Annotated in this window: 17 protein-coding genes, 1 tRNA gene, 1 other RNA gene and 1 pseudogene; 3 read left to right on the plus strand and 17 right to left on the minus strand. The window is 41.5% G+C overall.

Annotation, left to right across the window (positions count from 1 at the left end):
* Positions 1-20: 20 nt before the first annotated feature.
* Complete coding sequence (locus DW930_RS03310) at positions 21-1,214, plus strand: cation diffusion facilitator family transporter (RefSeq protein ID WP_123159319.1); 1,194 nt, start codon at positions 21-23, stop codon at positions 1,212-1,214.
* Between the two features lie 92 nt (positions 1,215-1,306).
* On the opposite strand, the gene lepB is transcribed toward DW930_RS03310, so the two are convergent.
* From lepB to dnaG, 11 genes are all read right to left on the minus strand, one after another.
* Positions 1,307-1,864 (minus strand): signal peptidase I, encoded by a 558-nt coding sequence (lepB, locus tag DW930_RS03315; protein WP_123159320.1) that lies wholly within the window; start codon positions 1,862-1,864, stop codon positions 1,307-1,309.
* A gap of 144 nt (positions 1,865-2,008) precedes the next feature.
* Positions 2,009-3,514 (minus strand): pyruvate kinase, encoded by a 1,506-nt coding sequence (pyk, locus tag DW930_RS03320; RefSeq protein ID WP_023022804.1) that lies wholly within the window; start codon positions 3,512-3,514, stop codon positions 2,009-2,011.
* Between the two features lie 60 nt (positions 3,515-3,574).
* Entirely contained in the window at positions 3,575-4,588 is a 1,014-nt protein-coding gene (pfkA, locus tag DW930_RS03325) for a 6-phosphofructokinase (RefSeq protein WP_023022802.1), read from the minus strand.
* 85 nt (positions 4,589-4,673) lie between these two features.
* On the minus strand, positions 4,674-7,775 hold the full coding sequence (locus DW930_RS03330; protein ID WP_123159321.1) for a DNA polymerase III subunit alpha: 3,102 nt from the start codon (positions 7,773-7,775) through the stop codon (positions 4,674-4,676).
* 128 nt (positions 7,776-7,903) lie between these two features.
* Positions 7,904-7,991: transfer RNA gene (locus DW930_RS03335), tRNA-Ser, on the minus strand.
* 288 nt (positions 7,992-8,279) lie between these two features.
* Positions 8,280-8,627, minus strand: a transfer-messenger RNA (tmRNA) gene (gene ssrA, locus DW930_RS03345).
* Positions 8,628-8,704: 77 nt separating this feature from the next.
* Positions 8,705-9,505: an ABC transporter ATP-binding protein gene (locus DW930_RS03350; RefSeq protein WP_120702119.1), complete on the minus strand. Its 801-nt coding sequence runs from the start codon at positions 9,503-9,505 to the stop codon at positions 8,705-8,707.
* Between the two features lie 9 nt (positions 9,506-9,514).
* The gene (locus DW930_RS03355; protein ID WP_023022796.1) at positions 9,515-10,222 is read right to left on the minus strand and encodes an ABC transporter ATP-binding protein; all 708 of its coding nucleotides are present in this window, start codon (positions 10,220-10,222) and stop codon (positions 9,515-9,517) included.
* Between the two features lie 155 nt (positions 10,223-10,377).
* Positions 10,378-10,707 (minus strand): metal-sulfur cluster assembly factor, encoded by a 330-nt coding sequence (locus DW930_RS03360; RefSeq protein WP_006596590.1) that lies wholly within the window; start codon positions 10,705-10,707, stop codon positions 10,378-10,380.
* A 247-nt stretch (positions 10,708-10,954) separates the two neighbouring features.
* Positions 10,955-12,067: an RNA polymerase sigma factor RpoD gene (rpoD, locus tag DW930_RS03365; protein ID WP_023022794.1), complete on the minus strand. Its 1,113-nt coding sequence runs from the start codon at positions 12,065-12,067 to the stop codon at positions 10,955-10,957.
* 2 nt (positions 12,068-12,069) lie between these two features.
* Positions 12,070-13,857 carry a DNA primase gene (gene dnaG / locus DW930_RS03370; RefSeq protein WP_123159322.1) on the minus strand — a complete coding sequence of 596 codons (1,788 nt, stop codon included), beginning with the start codon at positions 13,855-13,857 and terminating at the stop codon, positions 12,070-12,072.
* Positions 13,858-14,097: 240 nt separating this feature from the next.
* On the opposite strand from dnaG, the gene mscL reads away from it, so the two are divergent.
* Positions 14,098-14,478, plus strand: coding sequence for a large conductance mechanosensitive channel protein MscL (mscL, locus tag DW930_RS03375; protein ID WP_123159323.1), 381 nt, complete (start codon positions 14,098-14,100; stop codon positions 14,476-14,478).
* A 102-nt stretch (positions 14,479-14,580) separates the two neighbouring features.
* Here the strand turns inward: mscL and rpsU are convergent, their stop codons facing one another.
* From rpsU to gla, 3 genes and pseudogenes are all read right to left on the minus strand, one after another.
* Positions 14,581-14,757 carry a 30S ribosomal protein S21 gene (rpsU, locus tag DW930_RS03380; protein WP_000048054.1) on the minus strand — a complete coding sequence of 59 codons (177 nt, stop codon included), beginning with the start codon at positions 14,755-14,757 and terminating at the stop codon, positions 14,581-14,583.
* 147 nt (positions 14,758-14,904) lie between these two features.
* A pseudogene (locus DW930_RS10565) lies at positions 14,905-15,202 on the minus strand (hypothetical protein).
* Between the two features lie 78 nt (positions 15,203-15,280).
* Complete coding sequence (gene gla / locus DW930_RS03390) at positions 15,281-16,150, minus strand: aquaglyceroporin Gla (protein ID WP_123159324.1); 870 nt, start codon at positions 16,148-16,150, stop codon at positions 15,281-15,283.
* A 204-nt stretch (positions 16,151-16,354) separates the two neighbouring features.
* On the opposite strand from gla, the gene DW930_RS03395 reads away from it, so the two are divergent.
* Positions 16,355-17,323, plus strand: a complete 969-nt coding sequence (locus DW930_RS03395; RefSeq protein ID WP_123159325.1) for an NAD(P)/FAD-dependent oxidoreductase — start codon at positions 16,355-16,357, stop codon at positions 17,321-17,323.
* Positions 17,324-17,359: 36 nt separating this feature from the next.
* On the opposite strand, the gene whiA is transcribed toward DW930_RS03395, so the two are convergent.
* Genes whiA through rapZ form a run of 3 tightly spaced genes read right to left on the minus strand, consistent with a single transcriptional unit; the run spans position 17,360 to position 20,147 of the window.
* Entirely contained in the window at positions 17,360-18,280 is a 921-nt protein-coding gene (gene whiA / locus DW930_RS03400) for a DNA-binding protein WhiA (protein ID WP_123159326.1), read from the minus strand.
* Entirely contained in the window at positions 18,277-19,254 is a 978-nt protein-coding gene (locus DW930_RS03405) for a YvcK family protein (protein WP_023026644.1), read from the minus strand. The genes whiA and DW930_RS03405 overlap by 4 nt, the downstream gene beginning before the upstream one ends.
* Positions 19,251-20,147, minus strand: coding sequence for an RNase adapter RapZ (rapZ, locus tag DW930_RS03410; RefSeq protein WP_123159327.1), 897 nt, complete (start codon positions 20,145-20,147; stop codon positions 19,251-19,253). The genes DW930_RS03405 and rapZ overlap by 4 nt, the downstream gene beginning before the upstream one ends.
* Between the last annotated feature and the right edge of the window lie 33 nt (positions 20,148-20,180).

Here is a 20,180-nt window from a genome sequence, read left to right on the forward strand (position 1 = left end):
GAAGTCTGGAGGAGTTATCAGTGAATCAATCACAAAGTAATTTAAAACTTGCCGAACGTGGAGCCCTGATCAGTATTGTAGCCTACCTGATCCTTTCCGCTGCCAAATTAGCAACAGGCCACCTCCTTCACTCCTCTAGTTTGGTTGCTGATGGTTTTAATAACTTATCAGATATAATCAGCAATGTCGCCCTTCTCATTGGCATTCGCATGGCCCGCCAGCCAGCTGACCGCGACCACCGATTCGGTCATTGGAAGATTGAAGATCTAGCTAGTCTGGTGACTTCCATCATCATGTTTTATGTGGGCTTTGATGTCTTACGTGATACGGTTCAAAAAATCCTCAGCAGGGAAACATCGGTCATTGATCCTTTAGGGGCCATTGTCGGAGTTGGGTCAGCCCTAGTCATGTTTGCAGTCTATCTATATAACCGCACTTTAGCTAAGAAAGCCCAATCCAAGGCCCTCAATGCTGCTGCTAAAGACAACCTGTCTGACGTAGTCACTTCTTTAGGAACCTCTGTTGCGATTGGAGCTAGTGCTCTTAACTATCCGATTGTGGACCAATTAGTGGCCATCGTTATTACCTTCTTTATTCTAAAAACAGCCTACGATATTTTCATTGAATCCTCCTTCAGCCTCTCAGATGGATTTGATGAAAGTCTTCTTGATAAATACAAGGCTGCTATTCTAGAATTGCCAAAGGTCAGCCGGGTCAAATCCCAACGAGGACGGACCTACGGAAGCAATATCTACCTAGATGTCGTCATCGAAATGAATCCAGACCTTTCTGTTTATGAGAGTCATGCCATTACCGAAGAGGTCGAGCGCCTTCTCAAGGAAAAATTTGGAGTCTTTGACATTGATGTCCATGTGGAACCAAGTTCTATCCCAGAAGATGAGATTTTGGACAATGTCCTTCTCAAACTAAAAACCTACGAAGAGCGCTTGCAAGCTCAGCAAGAATATTCAACCCTCCTAGCAGACAACTTCACCCTCATCGATGAGTTTGGCCAAGAAAGCCACAAGGAGGACCTGGTCCGTTTGCAGGAAGAGAATCAGATTCCCTTTAAGAATTTCGAGATCGAATCCATCAGTCAAAAGACTAAGCTGATTCGCTATGAATTAAATAACCAGATCCATACCAGTCTCTGGCGTCGCCATGAACATTGGCAAAAGGTCTTTCATCAAATTACCAGTAAAAAGGAAAACTAGGGCCCTCTAACTGGGAGAAACAAAGATAAAAAGCTACTGCAGTTCACATATTCTGCAGTAGCTTTTTTGTAAGAAAAAATAGTCCTTCTGGACTATTCTTCGATTTTAATAAAGCCGAATTTATTTAAAGGATACAAGCGGAAATCAACTACCCCTTCAATCTGACTAGCTTTAATATAACCAAATTCACGGCTATCTTTTGTATTGTTGCGATCATCGTTTAGGACTAAATAACTATTACTTGGTACTTTCCCTGCCTTGGTTCCTTTAAGTTCTCTAGAGAAAAAATCATTTGTAAAATAATCGCCACTTGGGGCCGCCAAATGTTTGGTCTTCATTTTATCCAAATACGGCTCTGCTGTAGCTAAACCATTCAAATAAAAGACATCATCCACATAGCTGACCTCATCGCTCTCTATCGCAATGACACGTCCAAGATATTGTTTCTCTTTTACATGGTAGAGGACCAAATCTGTCCGATCAATTTTTCCCTTCTTAGTCGCTAATACTAAATCATCTTTCTTAACGGAGGCATTGGCCATTTGATCAGATACCCACAATGGTTGAAAAACAAATAGGCGCAAAGTAATGAGTACCAAGCCCAATATTCCAATGATGATAATATTCCGAATCAAATCCCTTTTTGACATTCCTATCCCCCCTTTCAGTTCCTTCCATTATACCATTTTATTAGACAATAAAAAAGGCCCACATTCCTAAATCGTCAGAAACTTGGACGAAAAAAACCTTGTCTCCAAGATTTTACACTTAGAGAACAAGGTTGGTTAGTTAGATTAACGTACTGTACGGATACGCATAGTGTTTGTACGAACAGCTTCACCAAGTGGCACACCTGCAACGATAACGATATCGTCACCAGATTGTACAAGACCTGCTTCTACTGCTTTACGTTCTGCGATTTCGAACATATCGTCAGTTGATGATGGAGCATCTGTCAACATTGGGATAACTCCCCAGTTCAACATCAATCCACGTTCAGTCAATTCATCAAATGTCAATGCCAAGATATCAGCATTTGGACGGTATTTAGAAATCAAACGTGCAGTGTGACCAGTCTTAGTAAGAGTAACGACCAATTTGATATCCATTGAGTTTGTTGCATCTTTAACAGCTGATGCCATAACTTCTGTCTTAGAGTTACGTTCGAAAGTATCTGAGTTCAAACGTCCGTATTCGTTAAGAAGAGTTTGTGCATTCTTGTCAATTGTAGCCATTGTTGTTACTGACTCAAGTGGGTATTTACCGTTTGCAGACTCACCTGAAAGCATAGTCGCGTCAGTTCCGTCGATAACAGCGTTAAATACGTCTGATACTTCTGAACGAGTTGCACGTGGTTTTTCAGTCATTGTTTCAAGCATGTTTGTTGCAGTGATAACAACTTTACCAGCAGCGTTCACTTTTGTGATGATCATTTTTTGGTATACTGGAACCATTTCGAATGGTACTTCGATACCCATGTCACCACGAGCGATCATGATACCGTCAGCAGCTTCAATGATTTCATCCAAGTTATCGATACCTTGTTGGTTTTCGATTTTAGCGAACAATTGAACGTGACCGTTACCAGTTTCTTCACAGATTGCACGAACTTCGTTCACGTCTTTCGCAGTACGTACGAATGAGATCGCGATGAAGTTGATACCTTGTTCCAAACCGAAGCGGATATCGTCGTTATCGCGTTCAGCAAGAGCTGGGAAAGGAATCTTCGTATTAGGGATATTCACACCTTTCTGCTTAGCAATAATACCGTCATTTTCAACAACCACTTCAAATTCACGAGTATCATCGTCTTTAGCGAAAATACGAAGACCCAATTTACCATCGTCAACCAAGACTTGATGACCAACTTCAACATCATCGTAGATATCAAGACCACCAGCAACGTTCAAAGCAATCACTTCACGAGTTGATTTGATTCCTTGTTTAGTTGCAACACGGATTTTTTCACCAGTCTTGTATGAGTACTCTTTAGCATCGCCTTCGAACAACTCTGTACGGATTTCTGGACCTTTTGTATCAAGAAGGAAACCAACTTTTTTACCAGCGATTTCTTCTGCACGTTTAACGGTTGCCATACGGTCACCTTGTTCTTGGTGGTCACCGTGTGAGAAGTTGAAACGGAAAGTGTTAGCTCCTGCTTCAATCAATTGAGCAATGTTTTGTGCTGAAGCTTCAACATCAAGTTTTTCACCCCAATATCCATCATCACCAAATTTTTTACCACCACGGATTTCTACCGCAGGACCTAAGGTTGCAACGATTTTTACACGTTTGTTCATGATTTTTGTGACTCCTTTTAAAATACACTGTCTATTTAGACAAATTTTAACAAATAACTATTAGATAGAAGATAAGCTACGGTTCAACTCTGCAAGGTTCAAGTCAGCCTTGTGAGGGTTGTTCACCTTGATTTTGCCGTCTTCAGTCAAGCTGAAGAGAGCACCTTCTTCTGCACTACCAAGAATTGGGTTTTCCACCATTTGTTCATTGCGGATACCAACAGCTACACCACCGATACCAGCTTTCAACAACTTAACAGCATGTGCACCCAAACGTGAAGCAAGGACACGGTCACGCGCAGTTGGTGAACCACCACGTTGGATATGTCCAAGTTCTGTTACACGAAGATCACTTGTATCTCCGGCATCTTTCAAGGCTTTACCGAATTCAGCAGCAGACATCACACCTTCTGCAAGGACGATGATGTTGTGTGTACGACCTTTCTCGTAGCCCATCTTGATGCTTTCAACGACATCTTCGATTTTGAAGCCTTCTTCTGGAATGATGATCTCATCAGCTCCTGAAGCAATACCTGACCAAAGGGCGATATCCCCTGCATGACGTCCCATTACCTCGATTACAAAGGTACGATGGTGACTAGACGATGTATCCCGGATCTTATCAATCGCATCCATTACAGTTGTAACAGCTGTATCAAATCCAATTGTAAAATCTGTACCAACGATATCATTATCAATTGTACCAGGAAGTCCTACAGCTGGGAAGCCATGTTCTGTCAAACGCATCGCTCCGTGGTATGATCCATCACCACCGATAACGACGACACCTTCGATTCCATGTTTCTTCAACTGCTCAATCCCTTTTAATTGACCTTCGCGTTCAGCAAATTCAGGATAGCGAGCTGAGTGAAGCATTGTTCCACCACGAGAAATAATATCCCCAACTGATGAAGCATCCAATTGATGGATATCGCCAGCAACCATACCAGCGTATCCATTATAGATACCAAATACTTCCATTCCTTCAGAAATTGCTTGGCGAACAACTGCACGGATAGCAGCATTCATTCCAGGGGCATCTCCTCCACTGGTTAAAACAGCAATACGTTTCATTTCGATATTTGCTCCTTTTTTTTCTTTTACATTCTAAATGATTATAACACAAAGAGGCTCAAATTTCTCCTATTTTCCGTAGATTTTATCGATAAATCGTTTTCATAGCAATACTTGCCAGCTCATTTTCTAACTTCTCGTTTTTCTGGACGGAAACTCCTTTTAATTGAATGGTCTTTTTCTCCTCTTCATAGCGAATAACAACAGGATAGGGACCCGGATAGGCTTTTAAAACATCTAAGACTGCCCGGTCCTCCTGGTGATCAAACAATTGAATCCAAAAACGCTGATTGGTGGCTTCTTCTGCTTCCATCAAAATCATTTGGAGTCGACCATCTCTAGACTGGATTTTCCCCTTGAGATAGTAATAGCCCTTCTCTCTTATTTTTGAACTATACTGGCGATAAGTATCCGGAAAAAGAGTGACATCCATCTTCTTTTGGAGATCGGAAACTTGTAAAAAGGCCATATTTTCCCCATTTTTTGTTCGAATCGTCCGGATTGATTGGACTTCGACCAGGATAGTAGCCTGTTCTCCTTCGCTTAAAGAGGCGATTGATCGAGTCGGTTTGCTACTTGCAGCTACAATTTCCACCAAAGGATGAGGGCTCAGACCGACCCCAATGACCCTCTGCTCCATTTCATACTTCTCGGCCTTGCTATAATCCTCAGCATCCATCCAGGAATAATTGGCTTCCCCAAACAAACTCCCCAATTCATCCGCAAAGACAAATAGATTGGGAAGGTTCTGAAGAACTTTTCTGCGATTCTTTTCAAAACAGTCAAACAAGCCCAATTCTACTAGTGGCGTTAAGAGAGGAAGTTTGTGGTATTGGCTAGGCAAGCGCAAAATAAAATCTTCAATGCTCTCAAAGGGGCGTTGGTCAATAATCCAATAGGCTAGATCTTTTGGAAGACCTTTGATATTTTTCATTCCTAGATAAATCTTCTGATCTTGGAACTTATCCTTATAAGGAATGGTATTAATGGTCAAAGGAGCTACTTGGAAGTCAAATTGGAGCGCATCAGTCAAATAATCACTACTAGAGTAGTTGAGCATAATGTCAAAGAAGACATCTGGATAATGGACTTTAAAGTAAGCCAATTGGAAGGCCAAGGCTGAGTAGGCATAGGCATGGGAACGGTTGAAGCCATAGCCAGCAAATTTTTCCATAATAGCAAAAACTTGCTTGGCTTTTTCTGCACTGTGCCCAAGCGCGACAGCACCTTTGATAAAGTCATCTTCCATCCGATGCATTTCTGCAACATTCTTTTTCCCCATGGCCCGCCTGAGGATATCGGCTTTTCCTAGACTAAAGCCAGCAAAGGTCTGGGCCACCTGCATGACTTGCTCCTGATAGAGCATGATGCCATAAGTTGGTGCTAGAATCTCTTCCAAACTAGGATCGATCATATCGACCTTTTCCTTGCCATGCTTACGTTTAACGAAATTATCAATATAGTCACTAGCTCCTGGCCGGTTCAAGGAAGTCGTCGCAACAATCTCCTCAAAACAATTGGGTTGAACTCTTCTAAGCAAACGAATAGCTCCCGCTTGCTCAAACTGGAAGATTCCCTTGGTATTTCCCGCAGCAAACAAAGCAATCGTTTCCGGATCTTCTAGAGGAATATCCTCGATTTTAATATCCTTTTGATATTTTTCCTTTACTGCTTCCTGCATCCGTTGAGCAAAGGTCAAATTTCGGAGTCCTAAGAAGTCCATCTTGAGCAGACCATTCGCCTCAACACCATGGGCATCATATTGGGTCAGATTCATCTCCTCGCCCATCTTGATCGGGATTTGATTGGTGAGGTCTTCTCCACTCATGACGACACCTGCCGCATGAATCGAGGTCTGACGCGGTTGCCCTTCAATCCTCTTCGCAATTTCAAAACCCTTCCGGTATTCTGGGCGACTTTGGATGGCTTGGCGAAAAGCTACATTCTTTTCATAAGCAGAAGCTAAGGTGTCCCGTAAGCCAATCCGCTTGGTAAGGTTGGTTAACTCATACTCTGGGGTTCCAAATCTCTTAAACACATCTCGAATGGCTTGTTTCGCTCCAAAAGTTGAGAAGGTCACAATTTGAGCCACATGAGGACTGCGGTAGCGATTTTTAACATACTGGATAAATTTGGGACGATAGACATCCGGAATATCAATATCAATATCTGGCATGGTATAGCGCTCTAAGTTCAAGAAACGCTCAAAGAGGAGATTGTTCTTGACTGGATCAATCCCTGTAATATCCAAGGCATAGGCTACTAGACTACCAACTGCTGAGCCACGGCCCATCCCCATATAGTAACCTTGACTTCGTCCAAACCGTAATAAATCCCAGACAATCAAGAAGTAGTCATCAAAGCCCATCTGATGGATGACAGCTAATTCATGACGCAAACGCTCTTGGTAAACCGTCTGGTCCAGCCCCTTGGCTCTCAAGCCTTCTTCAGCCAATTCACGCAATTCCTCGACTGCAGGCTTCTCTGGATTAAAGCGGGGAAGCTTTAATTGCGTATCAATCTCATAATGAACGGCAGCAAGAGTCTTTTCTAGATAAGGAATACTATCCGGAAAATTATGTGAAAATGCCCGCTCCAACTCTTCAGGTGGCAGGAACATCATAGAGGTGTCAATAGCTCCTACTTCCTTCAGACTGCAATTATTACGAATGGCGTGAAGCATCTGAAGACTCTCCAAATCACTCGTAGAAAAATATCGGACCGTATGGAGTGGGAAAACAGGACGAGAAAACTGTTTCGCTGGAGTATCCGGAAAGACACCAATCGCAAAGTCTTGGCCTAAGTCTAAATACTCAATCCCTTCAAAATAGGGAACGATGATGGCTATATCATCCAATAAGTGTTGAAAGGCTGACCAATCTGTTGTCCCCATCATTTTCATGCTGGAAATTTTAATTAAGTGTTTGTAGCCTTTGGTTCCTAATGCAACCAAACGGATAGACAAAGGACCCGCCGGTATCTCGACTTCCAAATCAAGACCTAGGACAGCCCCCATACCAGCTTTTTGACACTCTTCTAAAAACTCGTAAGCCCCATATAAATTATCGATGTCCATGAGACCAATTTGTTGGTAACCCATTTCTTTGGCACGATGAATATAGTCTCGAATAGAGACTAAACTGTCCATAAAGGTGTAGACTGATTTTGTGTCCAGCTGTGTAATCACCTTGTTCTCCTTTTCATCCGTTCTTTCCTTCTATTATACAGGAAATCCGGCAAAGAAGACACTCTTACCCATTGCCAATCCTGCCTAACAAAAAAAACAGACCGACTGATCTGCTTTTCTTTCTTATACGGAAGACATGGGATTCGAACCCACGCACGCTGTTACACGCCTACCGCGTTTCCAACACGGCCTCTTAAGCCTCTTGAGTAATCTTCCAAACTAGTATCCATTATACGGAAAAGCGCCCCTTCTGTCAACAAAAAATTTAGGAATCGCTCACAAGATATCATTGCTTGATGGATTTTAAAGAAATAAAAAGAGAGTGGGACAGAAATCGGTCATTCGTTAGAATTCGATTTCGTCGTCCCACCTCCTCACAGTTGAGTAGGGCTGTAAAAGCTGATGAATTCAGCGTAGTAGAACCCACTCAACCACTAAGTCTTGCTCGACAAACCAAAGACAGTTAAGAGGCTAGGACATTTGTCCCAGCCTCTTGCATATAAAAAATGGAGCCGGTGGGAGTCGAACCCACGTCCAAACATCTGCTAACATATTTGTCTACAACCATAGGTTATGTATTGGTTTAACAGCTCCTCGACACATAACTCAAGCCTAGGAACTGCGAGTCTATCAATCTCTTATCAAACTGCTAGACAAAGTTTGATCGTATCTCGCTAAAATCAAGACCTGTCATCAGACACGAGCAATCCGAATCGGGTCACGCCTGCTGGTTTTTAGGCAGCTAGAGCGTAAGAAGTGTTATTTTTTGCAGTTATATTTAACTGAGCGTTTACGTCGCCACACGAGTCGCAAAATATGCCTCATAATGCCTGTCGAATCCGTAACGACCCCAAAATGATATACTCAAGTGTATCATTTTTTGTATAAAATGGCAAAAGAAAAAGAGGGATCTCTTCCCTCTTTCACTTTTATTGCAAGTTTAGTTTGAATTTTGTTACATAATGTACCGTGAAATACATCGCTACAATTTTCACCACTTCATAGATATAGGCAGGAATAAAGTTAACAACTAAGATATCACTAAGAGTATCAGAAGACATAGTTGCAGTTCTTGAAAGTTCTGAAATAGATATAGAAGGGAACAATCTTCCAATGATACTTAGTACAACCCAAAGGATAAATCCAAAGACGAAGGCCATCACGATACGACTGTTAATGAAGAGCTGACCCAGTGAGATGGCACAGTAGAGCATTAAAATACCTGAAATAGTCGCTAACACTTGAAATAGCAAGCTTTGCCAAATAAGAGATGACCCAATATGTTCGAACAATGGACCAAGTAAATCAAAAATATTCTGTTGTTGAGCGAGGCCAATCACTCCTAAGAAAATAAGCAAAGAAAGAATCAAGCTAATAAAACAGAAGATACTCCAAATCAAAGCAGATGTTACTTTTACAAGTAAAACAGTATGAGATCCAGTTGGCAAGGTCCAGGTCAAATAACCTTCACGACCAAAAATATTGTTGTAAAAACGACGAATAATAATGATATAGTTGGTCAAGGTCAAGCCAATGTAGCCCGCAAAAATGACCAAAACAACAATACTCCCAATAGTTAAGGCTGTGTTTTCTGTGAAAGTTGATGCCCCAGTTATAACACTAGAAGCTAATAAACCAGCAAAAATGGAGAGAATAGCAAGCACACCCGAAATAATGAGATACCACTTATAGGTTGCTTTTAATTCATATTTCATTAATTTCCCAAACATAAGAACCTCCTAATACATTCTAAATTGTTCACGGAAGATCTCATCAATCGATTTACCGTATTGGTTGCGAAGAACAGTTGTGTTTTCATGCAACAGAATACGACCTTGATTGATAAAGAGCGCTTCATCCAAGACTTGTTCAACGTCCGCAATCAAGTGGGTTGAAATCAATACAGATGAGTTTGGACGACGATTTTGAATGATGGTTCTAAGAATGTAATCACGCGCAGCAGGGTCTACTCCCCCAATTGGTTCATCCAGAATGTACAAATCCGCTTCACGGCTCATGACCAAAATTAATTGAACTTTTTCCTTATTCCCTTTAGAGAGTTGTTTCAATTTTTGCTCTGGGTGCAAATGTAAATCATTCAACAATTGATAAGCACGTTGAGCATTGAAATCCTTATAGAAGTCTTGGAAGAAACGGATTGTTTCTGAAATCTTCATATTTTCATCCAAATAAGTTGTATCTGGTAAATAAGAAACGACCTGTTTGGTTTTTGCAGACGGTACTTGGCCATGGATGTAGACATTACCAGAAGTTGGTTGCAAAAGCCCATTCACTAATTTAATAATGGTAGTTTTCCCACTTCCGTTTGGTCCTAACAAACCAATGATACGACCCGGTTGAATATTGACACTCACATCACCTAAGGCAATATGTTTACCATACACTTTTTGAACATGGTCTAAGTAGACCAAAGGGTACTGATTCATAATCTTCTCCTTAATTTAATAATGATTCTATTATAACCTTACTAAGAAGTGATTGCAAGATATAATCGTAAAAGAAGGTAGAATGTTCGTACTATTTGACATCCAAACCATCTTCATAAAAAAAGAGGAACATCTGTCCCTCCTTTAAATCAATTTTATTTAATTCCCAATGCAATCCGCGCATAGCGGCTCATCTTTTCAACCGTCCAAGCTGGATACCAGACCAATTTTACATCGACCTTGGTCACTTCTTCCATTCCTGTTAAGGCATCATAAATCTGATCCGTCAGCAAGTCTGCCAATGGACACCCCATAGTGGTTAGGGTCATATCGATTTCTGTTTCACCAGTTTCACCATCAAACCGAATTTCGTAGACTAAACCAAGGTTGACAATATCAATCCCTAATTCAGGATCGATGACCTGCTCTAGATTTTCAAGAATACGGTTTTTAATTTGTTCGATTTCTTCTGTCGTATAACTCATTCTTTACTCCTTCTTCGTTGGGTTCATCCCTATGAAGAATTTCTTTTTTTACGGAAACCCAAATATTAAGGAAACTCTATAAAAGACCACCCGGACCTTCCTCGCTCCCGAATCTCTCGGCTCGGGTTAAAAAGGTCCCCCGGACCTGGGTCGCTTTTTTATTTCTAGGCGACCGTTAAAAATGTCCAGTGGACATTCCTCGCTTCCGAGTTTCTCGGCTCGGGTTAAAAAGGTCCCCCGGACCTTTTTAATCCTCTATAAAATCACGTAATGGTTTGCTTCTGCTTGGGTGGCGCAGTTTGCGGAGGGCTTTGGCTTCAATTTGACGGATCCGTTCACGGGTCACGTTAAAAACTTTCCCCACATCTTCCAAGGTTCGCATTTTACCGTCATCCAAACCAAAACGCAAACGAAGGACATTTTCTTCCCGGTCGGTAAGAGTATCAAGGACTTCATCCAATTGTTCGCGTAGTACCACACGAGTGGTGTAATCCACTGGATTTTCAATCACTTCGTCTTCGATAAAATCTCCCAAATGGCTATCGTCCTCTTCCCCGATTGGCGTTTCAAGAGAAACAGGTTCTTGGGCAATCTTCAAGATTTCGCGCACCTTATCAGGAGTCATATCCATGCGTTCAGCAATTTGTTCTGGTGTAGGATCTTGTCCCAATTCTTGCAAGAGGTTGCGTTGTTCACGAACCAACTTGTTAATAGTTTCTACCATGTGGACAGGAATACGAATGGTACGAGCCTGGTCTGCAATGGCACGGGTGATAGCCTGACGAATCCACCAAGTCGCATAAGTAGAAAACTTGAATCCTTTGGTATAGTCAAACTTATCAACGGCCTTCATCAAGCCCATGTTTCCTTCTTGGATCAAATCCAAGAATTGCATCCCACGACCAACATAGCGTTTCGCAATAGAAACAACCAAACGAAGGTTGGCTTCTGCCAAACGTTGCTTAGCTTCCAAGTCCCCTTGTTCCACCAAGATGGCCAATTCTTGTTCTTCTTCATTGGTCAAAAGAGGAACGACCCCAATTTCCTTCAAGTACATCCGTACTGGGTCATTGACCTTAGCAGAGTTGCTTCCAAGCAATTCCTCATCCGTCAACTCTGGTTCTTCTTCTTCGTTGTTCAGGACACGCGCACTTGGATTTCCTTCTTTATCCGTGATTGAAATCCCAGCATCTTGAATCCGTTGCAACAAATCATCAATTCCATCGGCATCCAAAGCAAAAGGAATGACCAATTGATCATTGATTTCATCATCTGTTGCAGTACCACTTTTCTTATGACTACGAATAAACTCTGCAATTTGGACATCTAAAGTTGTGATATCTTTTTGTTCTTTCGCCATTCCTACTCCATTCTTCTTTTTTGAGCGATTAGTCGCTCGAGTTCCAATAAAGCCTGATCCGCATCTCCACTGTGAGACGCTTCTCGGACTTTTTTCCCTATTTGTTGACTTTCTTTACGGAGAAGCTCACGATTTCTCGTTTCTTCCACTTCTTCCAGCTCATTCTCCGCTATTTCATCCGGTAAATTTTCTTCTAACATCAGATACCAGGCTCGTTGGACTTCCTCTGTCTGCTCGGACAAATCCTGCGATGTCACTTCTCCATTTTGGCAAAGAAGTTGGTACAAGGTTTGCAAGGCAGGGGTATCAAATGAAAAATCTGTCCGAAGACGATATTCATTCAAAACATAAGGAAAAGCGTTCATCCGATGGAGAAGATGATTCTCAGCCCGAACCAGGCGAGGCAACTGCTTCTGTACAACAGTTGGACTAGCAACTGGAGCTTGTGTCTGGATTGGACCTTGATCTTGACGCTGACTACGCATCTGAAGACGACTAGCATTAACCGTTTGTTCCACCTGCAAATAATCAAAATCAACCAAGAGGTCGGCTAATTTATAAATGTAGGTATTTTGTGCCGTTACAGATGGCGTCTGAGCAATTAAAGGAGCCATTTTTTCAACAAATTCAATCTGCGCCTGCAAATTTTCAATATTGTCTGGCTTCCAATAATCCATGAGAAATTCTACGCGGCTAAGACGCGTTTTTTCCAATAAGTCTGCCAAAGCTTGCGGTGAATTCTTTTTGAGATACTCATCAGGGTCCATCTGATCAGGAATCTGGACAACCTCTACTTCCAGTTTTTCCAGAACCTCTAAAGCCTTTGCTGTCGCTAGCCTTCCCGCTTTATCTCCATCATAGGCCAAGATAACCTTTTTGGTAAATTTGCTGAGATGGGCTACATGTTCACGGGTCAGAGCTGTCCCCATGGAAGCAACCGCATTCTCAATCCCAGCCCGGTAGGCTGCGATGACATCCATGAATCCTTCCATTAAGTAGAGTTCATGGTTCTTCTTAGCGACCTGCTTGGCCTTATCTAAATGGTACAACTCATAACTCTTGTTAAAAAGGAGCGTACTACGGCTGTTCTTATATTTCCCCTGAGGCTTGGTCCCTTCGGCTTGTTCACGCCAAAGTCGACCAGAAAAAGCAATAACTCGGCCAGTATCATCCGATAAGGGAAACATAATGCGATCTTGAAAAGCATCATACATAGTTCCCATATCACTAATATGAAACAGTCCCGACTCGGCCATAATGTTTTCTGAAAACTTTCCGGAAACACTCTGATACAGATAATTCCCTTCTGCTGGTGCTAGGCCTATTTGAAAATGCCGAAGCATCTCATCATCAAGCCCTCGATCATAAAGGTATTGCCGAGCATCCTCTCCCATCTTTGTCGTCATCAGGATTGCATGATAGAATTTGGCTGCCTCTTGATGAATCTCATAAAAGGGTTGTTTTCCATCCGCTTGTTGTCCCCTGGACTGAGAGGGAGCAAGAGCTTGCACCTGAATGCCTGCCTGATCTCCAACAATTTGAACAGCTTCCATGAAGGAGATACCACGATAGTCTTCGATAAACTTAAAAACATCGCCTGATTTGCCACAACCAAAACAATGATAGAACTGTTTATCCTCGACGACATTAAAAGAAGGCGTCTTTTCACCATGAAAAGGGCAGAGACCTAAAAAGTTTCGTCCTGCCTTTGTCAATTGAACAACTTCTCCGATTACATCTACAATATTCACACTGTTTTTAATTTCTGAAATCAGTTGTTTGTCAACCATAAACAGTGCCTCCATTTTACCATAGAATATCATTAACTATTTTAAACTAATTTTTGTCAATTGTAAATCATTCAGATTGATTTTCATCCTATTTTTCCACATCTTTCCATAGTTTCTAAAATCAACAGTTTGCTTAAATCAACTTTTTTAAAAAATTTGAGCATAATCATTGAATTCAACAAACTTTTTGGTTATACTATGGTCTGTAAAAAATTTATTATGAAAGGACATATTTAGGATATGTTAAAAGAATTGAAAGCTTTTCTCCTTCGTGGGAACGTTGTTGACCTTGCTGTTGCAGTTATCATCGGGGCTGCATTTGGAGCTATCGTAACATCATTTGTGAACGATATCATCACTCCACTTATTTTGAACCCAGCTTTGGAAGCTGCTCATGTTAAAAATATTGCTGAATTGACATGGAACGGTGTTGCATACGGTAGCTTCTTGAGCGCTGTTATCAACTTCCTTGTTATCGGTACTGTTCTTTTCTTCGTAGTGAAAGCTGCTGAAAAAGCTCAAAACCTTGGTAAAAAGGAAGAAGCTGCTGAAGAAGAAATTGCTGGTCCTACTCAAGAAGAGTTGCTTGCTGAGATCCGCGACTTGCTTGCAAACAAATAATCAGATAAAAAGATCCGATCTTCTAGTTAGAAGGTCGGCTTTTTTTGTCTTCGATTTTTCTAGAGAAACAAAAAACAGACCGAAGTCTGTTCTTATATTCAATTAGAATTTTTTACGTTTACGAGCTGCTTCTGATTTACGTTTACGTTTTACAGAAGGTTTTTCATAGAATTCACGTTTGCGTGTTTCTTGAAGAGTACCAGCTTTAGTAACCGCGCGTTTGAAACGACGAAGAGCATCGTCAAGAGATTCATTCTTACGTACTACTGTTTTTGACATGTTTTTCACTCCCTTCAAGTTCAAGATCTACTCTATTCTACACGGAATTCTTAAGATTGTCAAGAAAAAGTTAAAGGAATTCACCTCTGGCCACTCTCTAAACGTTTATCAAATCTGTTCGAAGATTCATTTTTTTCTGAACTCCTGTTATTCATAACGATCATACAGGTTTGATACTACTTGTTCGAACGCTTCTACTTCCTCCCAATAATCCATTGGGAGATTACTAATTTTACTTAAAATGATAGACCAGATGACGCAAAATTTGAGTTTCTATCCAGCGCACATCCCTTAGTTGCGCGATAGTAACTGATTCCAATCCTACTAGATACTGACAAAGAGCAGCAAGTGACTCCGAATGAAACACTTTCTTCTCATGCAAATAATATAGAAAACTAAAATGATCAGCTCTTCGATTGTCTTCTATTAAATTCCTTTCTTTCATCCCTACTCCTTTATAAAAACTGCTACTCAACAAAAGATAAAAACACTTTCCGTAATGTCTACGAAAAGTGTTCTGGTCTTACATATAAAGGAAGCTAAAGAGGGCAATGGCAACAATTGCAGCCAAGATTGGTGCTACAACTGGTACCCAAGCGTACCACCATTTTGAATCTCCCTTGTGTTCACCTAAGACAGATTTTGGAAGGAAGGCGTGAACCAAACGTGGACCAAGGTCACGTGCAGGGTTCAAACCAGGTCCTGTAGGACCACCAAGTGATGTCACCAAAGCCATAACGAGGAATCCAAGTGCCAAGTGAGCAACTCCTAGACCAGGAGCATGTGCTTGTGACAAAGCCAATTTTGCAGCTGTTGAAGAAGCATCGAAAATCCCTCCCTGCTCAGTCGCAGCTCTTTGAGCTAGAGAAGCAACCTCAGCACCGAAGAAGTGTTTTGTCAAGGCAAGTGCACCAAAGAAAAGGACGAATGATCCTGCAAACTCATTGACGAAACCATTGATGGTTGCTGCTTTACGTGATTCAGGAGTTCCTTTATCCAAGCTAGAAATCGTTGAGAAAGTTCCCAAGATATTGTTTGGATTTTCAGTTTGAAGGTAATATGGACGGTGAGTCGCAACGACAACCAATTGTCCAAACATGGCTCCAAGAACTTGAGCAACGATGTAGTATAAAACATTTTCCCAAGGGAAGAGGCCACTAACTGCAAGTCCAATCGTAAAAGCAGGGTTGATATGGTTTCCTGATACATTACCAAACATCAAGGCTGGCATCATAACACCTATTCCATAGCCAATTGCAATCACGAGCCATCCACTTTGATGCCCTTTGGTACCCTTCAATTCAACGTTTGCAACGGCACCATTTCCTAAAATAATCAATAAAGCTGTTGCAATAAATTCGGTCGCAACTTTAACCCAAAAATCAAATTGCATTTTTGAATAATCTCCTTATAAAAAAATAATAATAATTTATTCTATCAGAATATCGAACACTTGTAAATAAACCGAACATTATTTTTAAAAAATATATCTTAATCCCTTGATTCATCCTTTTTAATCCTTGTACTCTCCTCCACTTTCTATTTAACTCCGAATTATGATACAATAGGATTAGTTACACATCACAAAGGAGATACCATGTCTGAAATCTATGACATTACCATTATCGGCGGTGGCCCTGTAGGGCTCTTTGCTGCCTTCTATGGCCATCTGCGTCAAGTAAAAGTGAAATTAATCGATTCCCTCCCTCAACTAGGTGGTCAACCTGCTATTCTCTATCCTGAGAAACGTATCCTAGATGTCCCTGGTTTTACCAACCTAACAGGGGAAGAATTGTCCAATCGGTTGATCGATCAATTAAAAACATTCGAGACCGACATTTGTTTGAATGAAACTGTTTTGGACATTCATAAAAACGAGGATCACTTCCTAATTGAAACCAATAAAGACCAACATTTCAGTCGTGCTGTCATCATTGCTATGGGCGGTGGTGCCTTCAAACCACGTCCATTAGAAGTGGATGGGGCTGAAGAATTTGAGAACGTCCACTACCATGTTTCAAATATCCAACAATATACTGGCAAACAAGTTGCTATTCTAGGTGGAGGAGATTCAGCAGTCGATTGGGCCCTGGCCTTTGAAAAAATCGCACCGACAACTCTGGTCCATCGTCGCGATAATTTTCGAGCTCTCGAACATAGCGTTGAGGAATTAAAGGCTTCTTCTGTCTCTATTCAAACTCCTTATGTTCCTAGCCGTTTAATCGGAGAAAACGGCCGTGCCAGCCACTTGGAAATCACCAAGGTCAAATCAGATGAAACCCAATTACTCCCTATCGATGAACTCTTTGTCAACTACGGCTTCAAATCGTCAGTAGGCAAATTAAAAGAATGGGGCTTGGATCTCCAACGCCATAAAATCCTCGTGAATCGCAAACAGGAGACCAGTCGTGAAGGAATCTATGCTTGTGGCGATTGTTGCTTCTATGATGGGAAAATTGATTTAATTGCAACCGGCTTAGGCGAAGCTCCTACAGCAGTGAATAACGCCATTAATTACATTTATCCAGATAAGAAAGTTCAACCAGTCCACTCGACTAGCTTATAAGAAAAATCCTTTGAATCTTTTGATTCAAAGGATTTTTTATAGTTCATCTAGTTCTTCTGCTATCTTATTGATTTTCCGCAAGCGATGATTGACGCCACTTTTGGTTAAGGGTGTTTTCAAGGCATCTGCAATTTGCTGGATGGAATAGTCGGGATTCTGAATTCGAACATAAGCAACTTCCTGCAGCTCGACAGGAAGACCACCTAATCCAATAGTATCCATGATTTTGACGATATTGTTGATGGTCTTCATACTAGCCGTTACTGTACGAGCAATATTGGCCATTTCAGCATTATTGGCTCGATTGAGATCATTGCGCGCCTCTCGCATGACCTTGACAGACTCAAATTCTTCCAAGGCCTGCTTAGCTTCTACTAAGATGAGGAAATCAATAATATCCTCTGCCCGCTGCAAATAGGTGACAACTCCTTTTTTGCGTTCGATGGTCTTGGCATCTAACAAAAAGTGTTGCATCAGGTTGGCCAAGTCCTGGGCATGGTCAGAATAAACAGAGCTAATTTCTAATTGATAGCGTCCTGATTCCGGATCCTTGATAGTCCCACTTGCTAAGAAAGCTCCTCTCAGATAAGCTCGACTTGCTTCATCTTCTTCTAAGATTCTCGGGTCAATCCCAGTCTCAATACCAAAGAAAGAATCAGCCAAATGCAGGTCTGCAAGAATCTCTTCGACTTTTTCATCAATAGAAACAGTATAGACGCGATTCTTTTTCAAATTGGTTTTTTGGTGGTGACGAATATCGGATTTAACCTGATAAAACTCTACAATTAATTCATAGATATGGCGGGCAATCTTAGCATTCTCCGTTGTCAGAGACAAACTTAAGCCCCCCATACTCAAGCCCAAACTACCTGACATCTTAATCAGAGCAGATAATTCACTTTTCTCAAAGCGGTGAAGGGTCAAGAGCTCTTCTTTTACTTTAATGGTAAAACTCATTTAATCACCTGTACCATTTGCATCAGTTCATCCACAACAGCTTCTCCATCATGGAAGGCTCCGCCATTTTCCAAGCGTAGGAAATTGGTTGAAATAACTCGGGGCACTTGAGATTTTAAACCTGCAAAATCGTGTTCTACTTGAACCAGATATTCATCAAATCGATTCGTGTCCATGTATTCTTGAGGTACTTTTTCAATATTGACCAAAACAGTATCAATAAAAGGCTTCTTCAAGTGTTTATGAAGGACGGATACATGGTCACTGTCAGTAAAGTGTTCTGTCTCCCCACGTTGGGTCATGATGTTGCAGACATAAGCGACCTCTGCTTTTGTATCAAGCAAGGCTTGTCCAATTTCCTCAATCATTAGATTAGGAAGGATCGATGTAAAGAGAGAACCAGGTCCTAAAATAACCATATCACTTTCTAAAATCGCATCTACTACTTTTCGACTCGCTTTCGGCGTCTCATCATTATAGGTATTGGTGACATAGACATAATCAATCATGCCCTCATGATGGGCGATTTCACTCTCCCCAGCGACCTCTGACCCATCCATAAATACGGCATGAAGGGTCAACGGTGTATCGCTGGAAGGATAGATTTTTCCTGTCGTATGGAAAAATTTCGTAAGCAATTGCATGGCATTATAGGTCGAGCCCTGCATTTCAGAAATCCCAGCAATAATCAAATTCCCTAGAGGATGACCAGCTAGTGGCCCATCGTCTTCCGCAAAACGATATTGAAAGACTTTTTCATAAAAACGAGGCATGTCAGACATGGCTACTAGAACATTTCGCAAGTCGCCTGGCGGTGTCAATTGATGAATATTTTTTCGAAGTTCTCCAGAGCTACCACCATCATCCGCCACTGTCACAATAGCCGTAATTTCAACATCCTTTTTCCGTAGGCTATTCAAGATGACAGAAATCCCTGTACCGCCTCCGATGACGGTCATTTTTGGTTTTCTCATGAACGATTCACCGTTTCTTTCCGTCGGTCTTTGTCGCGATGACTCATATTAACTGTCCAATCTTTAGCTAAATCACGTCCGAGCCGTACCGCAAAGGCGACTGAACGGTGTTGACCTCCTGTACATCCCATAGCAATAGTCAAGACAGACTTCCCTTCTCGTTTGTATGCCGGCAAGATGGGAGCAATCAACTCGTAAAGATGACGATAAAACTCCTCTGATTCTTTGTGATCCATGACATAGTTATAGACATCATCATCTAGCCCTGTTTGATTCCGTAGCTCTGGTTGGTAGTAAGGATTAGGTAGGAAACGAACATCAAAGACCAAGTCCGCATCTAAAGGCAGACCATACTTAAAGCCAAAGGACATGACTTCAATCCGAAACTCAGGCTGGCTATCTTGTCTGGAAAATTGTTCAGCAATCACTTTACGAAGATTACGGGGAGTTAATTCCGTCGTATCAATGACATTTTGACTCATGTTTTTAAGCGGAGCCAAAAGTTCACGTTCTAGAGTAATCCCATCCAAGACGCGCCCATCAGCAGCCAGTGGATGACTACGACGGGTTTCTTTGTAGCGAGCAACCAATTCACTGTCGGTCGCATCCAAAAATAGAATTTTAAAATCAATTCCTTCGTGATTCTCTAATTCGTCCAAAATGGAGCGAATTTCTGCAAAGAAAGACCGACTACGCATATCCACGACGAGAGCCAACTTGTTATTGTCCATCGAGAGTTGAATCAGCTCTATAAATTTTGGCAAGAGAGCTGGAGGCATATTATCAATGGTGAAATAGCCCATATCTTCAAAGGACTGAATGGCTACGGTCTTCCCTGCTCCACTCATTCCTGTTACAATGACCAGTTGAATTGTTTTTTCTGTATCTGTCATCCTAATCACCTTTTCCTTACAAAAAAGGAGGAG

It is taken from the genome of Streptococcus sp. AM43-2AT, from assembly GCF_003603405.1.
Taxonomy (GTDB): domain Bacteria; phylum Bacillota; class Bacilli; order Lactobacillales; family Streptococcaceae; genus Streptococcus; species Streptococcus ilei.

Coding starts and splice junctions, on each gene's coding strand:
- DW930_RS03355 (WP_023022796.1), bottom strand. CDS start 10,222: ATGAATCAGTACCCTTTGGTCTACTTAGACCATGTTCAAAAAGTGTAT.
- lepB (WP_123159320.1), bottom strand. CDS start 1,864: ATGTCAAAAAGGGATTTGATTCGGAATATTATCATCATTGGAATATTG.
- whiA (WP_123159326.1), bottom strand. CDS start 18,280: ATGAGTTTTACCATTAAAGTAAAAGAAGAGCTCTTGACCCTTCACCGC.
- DW930_RS03405 (WP_023026644.1), bottom strand. CDS start 19,254: ATGAGAAAACCAAAAATGACCGTCATCGGAGGCGGTACAGGGATTTCT.
- gla (WP_123159324.1), bottom strand. CDS start 16,150: ATGCAATTTGATTTTTGGGTTAAAGTTGCGACCGAATTTATTGCAACA.
- rapZ (WP_123159327.1), bottom strand. CDS start 20,147: ATGACAGATACAGAAAAAACAATTCAACTGGTCATTGTAACAGGAATG.
- rpoD (WP_023022794.1), bottom strand. CDS start 12,067: ATGGCGAAAGAACAAAAAGATATCACAACTTTAGATGTCCAAATTGCA.
- pyk (WP_023022804.1), bottom strand. CDS start 3,514: ATGAACAAACGTGTAAAAATCGTTGCAACCTTAGGTCCTGCGGTAGAA.
- pfkA (WP_023022802.1), bottom strand. CDS start 4,588: ATGAAACGTATTGCTGTTTTAACCAGTGGAGGAGATGCCCCTGGAATG.
- rpsU (WP_000048054.1), bottom strand. CDS start 14,757: ATGTCAAAAACAGTAGTACGTAAGAATGAATCTCTTGACGATGCTCTT.
- DW930_RS03395 (WP_123159325.1), top strand. CDS start 16,355: ATGTCTGAAATCTATGACATTACCATTATCGGCGGTGGCCCTGTAGGG.
- DW930_RS03360 (WP_006596590.1), bottom strand. CDS start 10,707: ATGAGTTATACGACAGAAGAAATCGAACAAATTAAAAACCGTATTCTT.
- DW930_RS03350 (WP_120702119.1), bottom strand. CDS start 9,505: ATGTTTGGGAAATTAATGAAATATGAATTAAAAGCAACCTATAAGTGG.
- mscL (WP_123159323.1), top strand. CDS start 14,098: ATGTTAAAAGAATTGAAAGCTTTTCTCCTTCGTGGGAACGTTGTTGAC.
- dnaG (WP_123159322.1), bottom strand. CDS start 13,857: ATGGTTGACAAACAACTGATTTCAGAAATTAAAAACAGTGTGAATATT.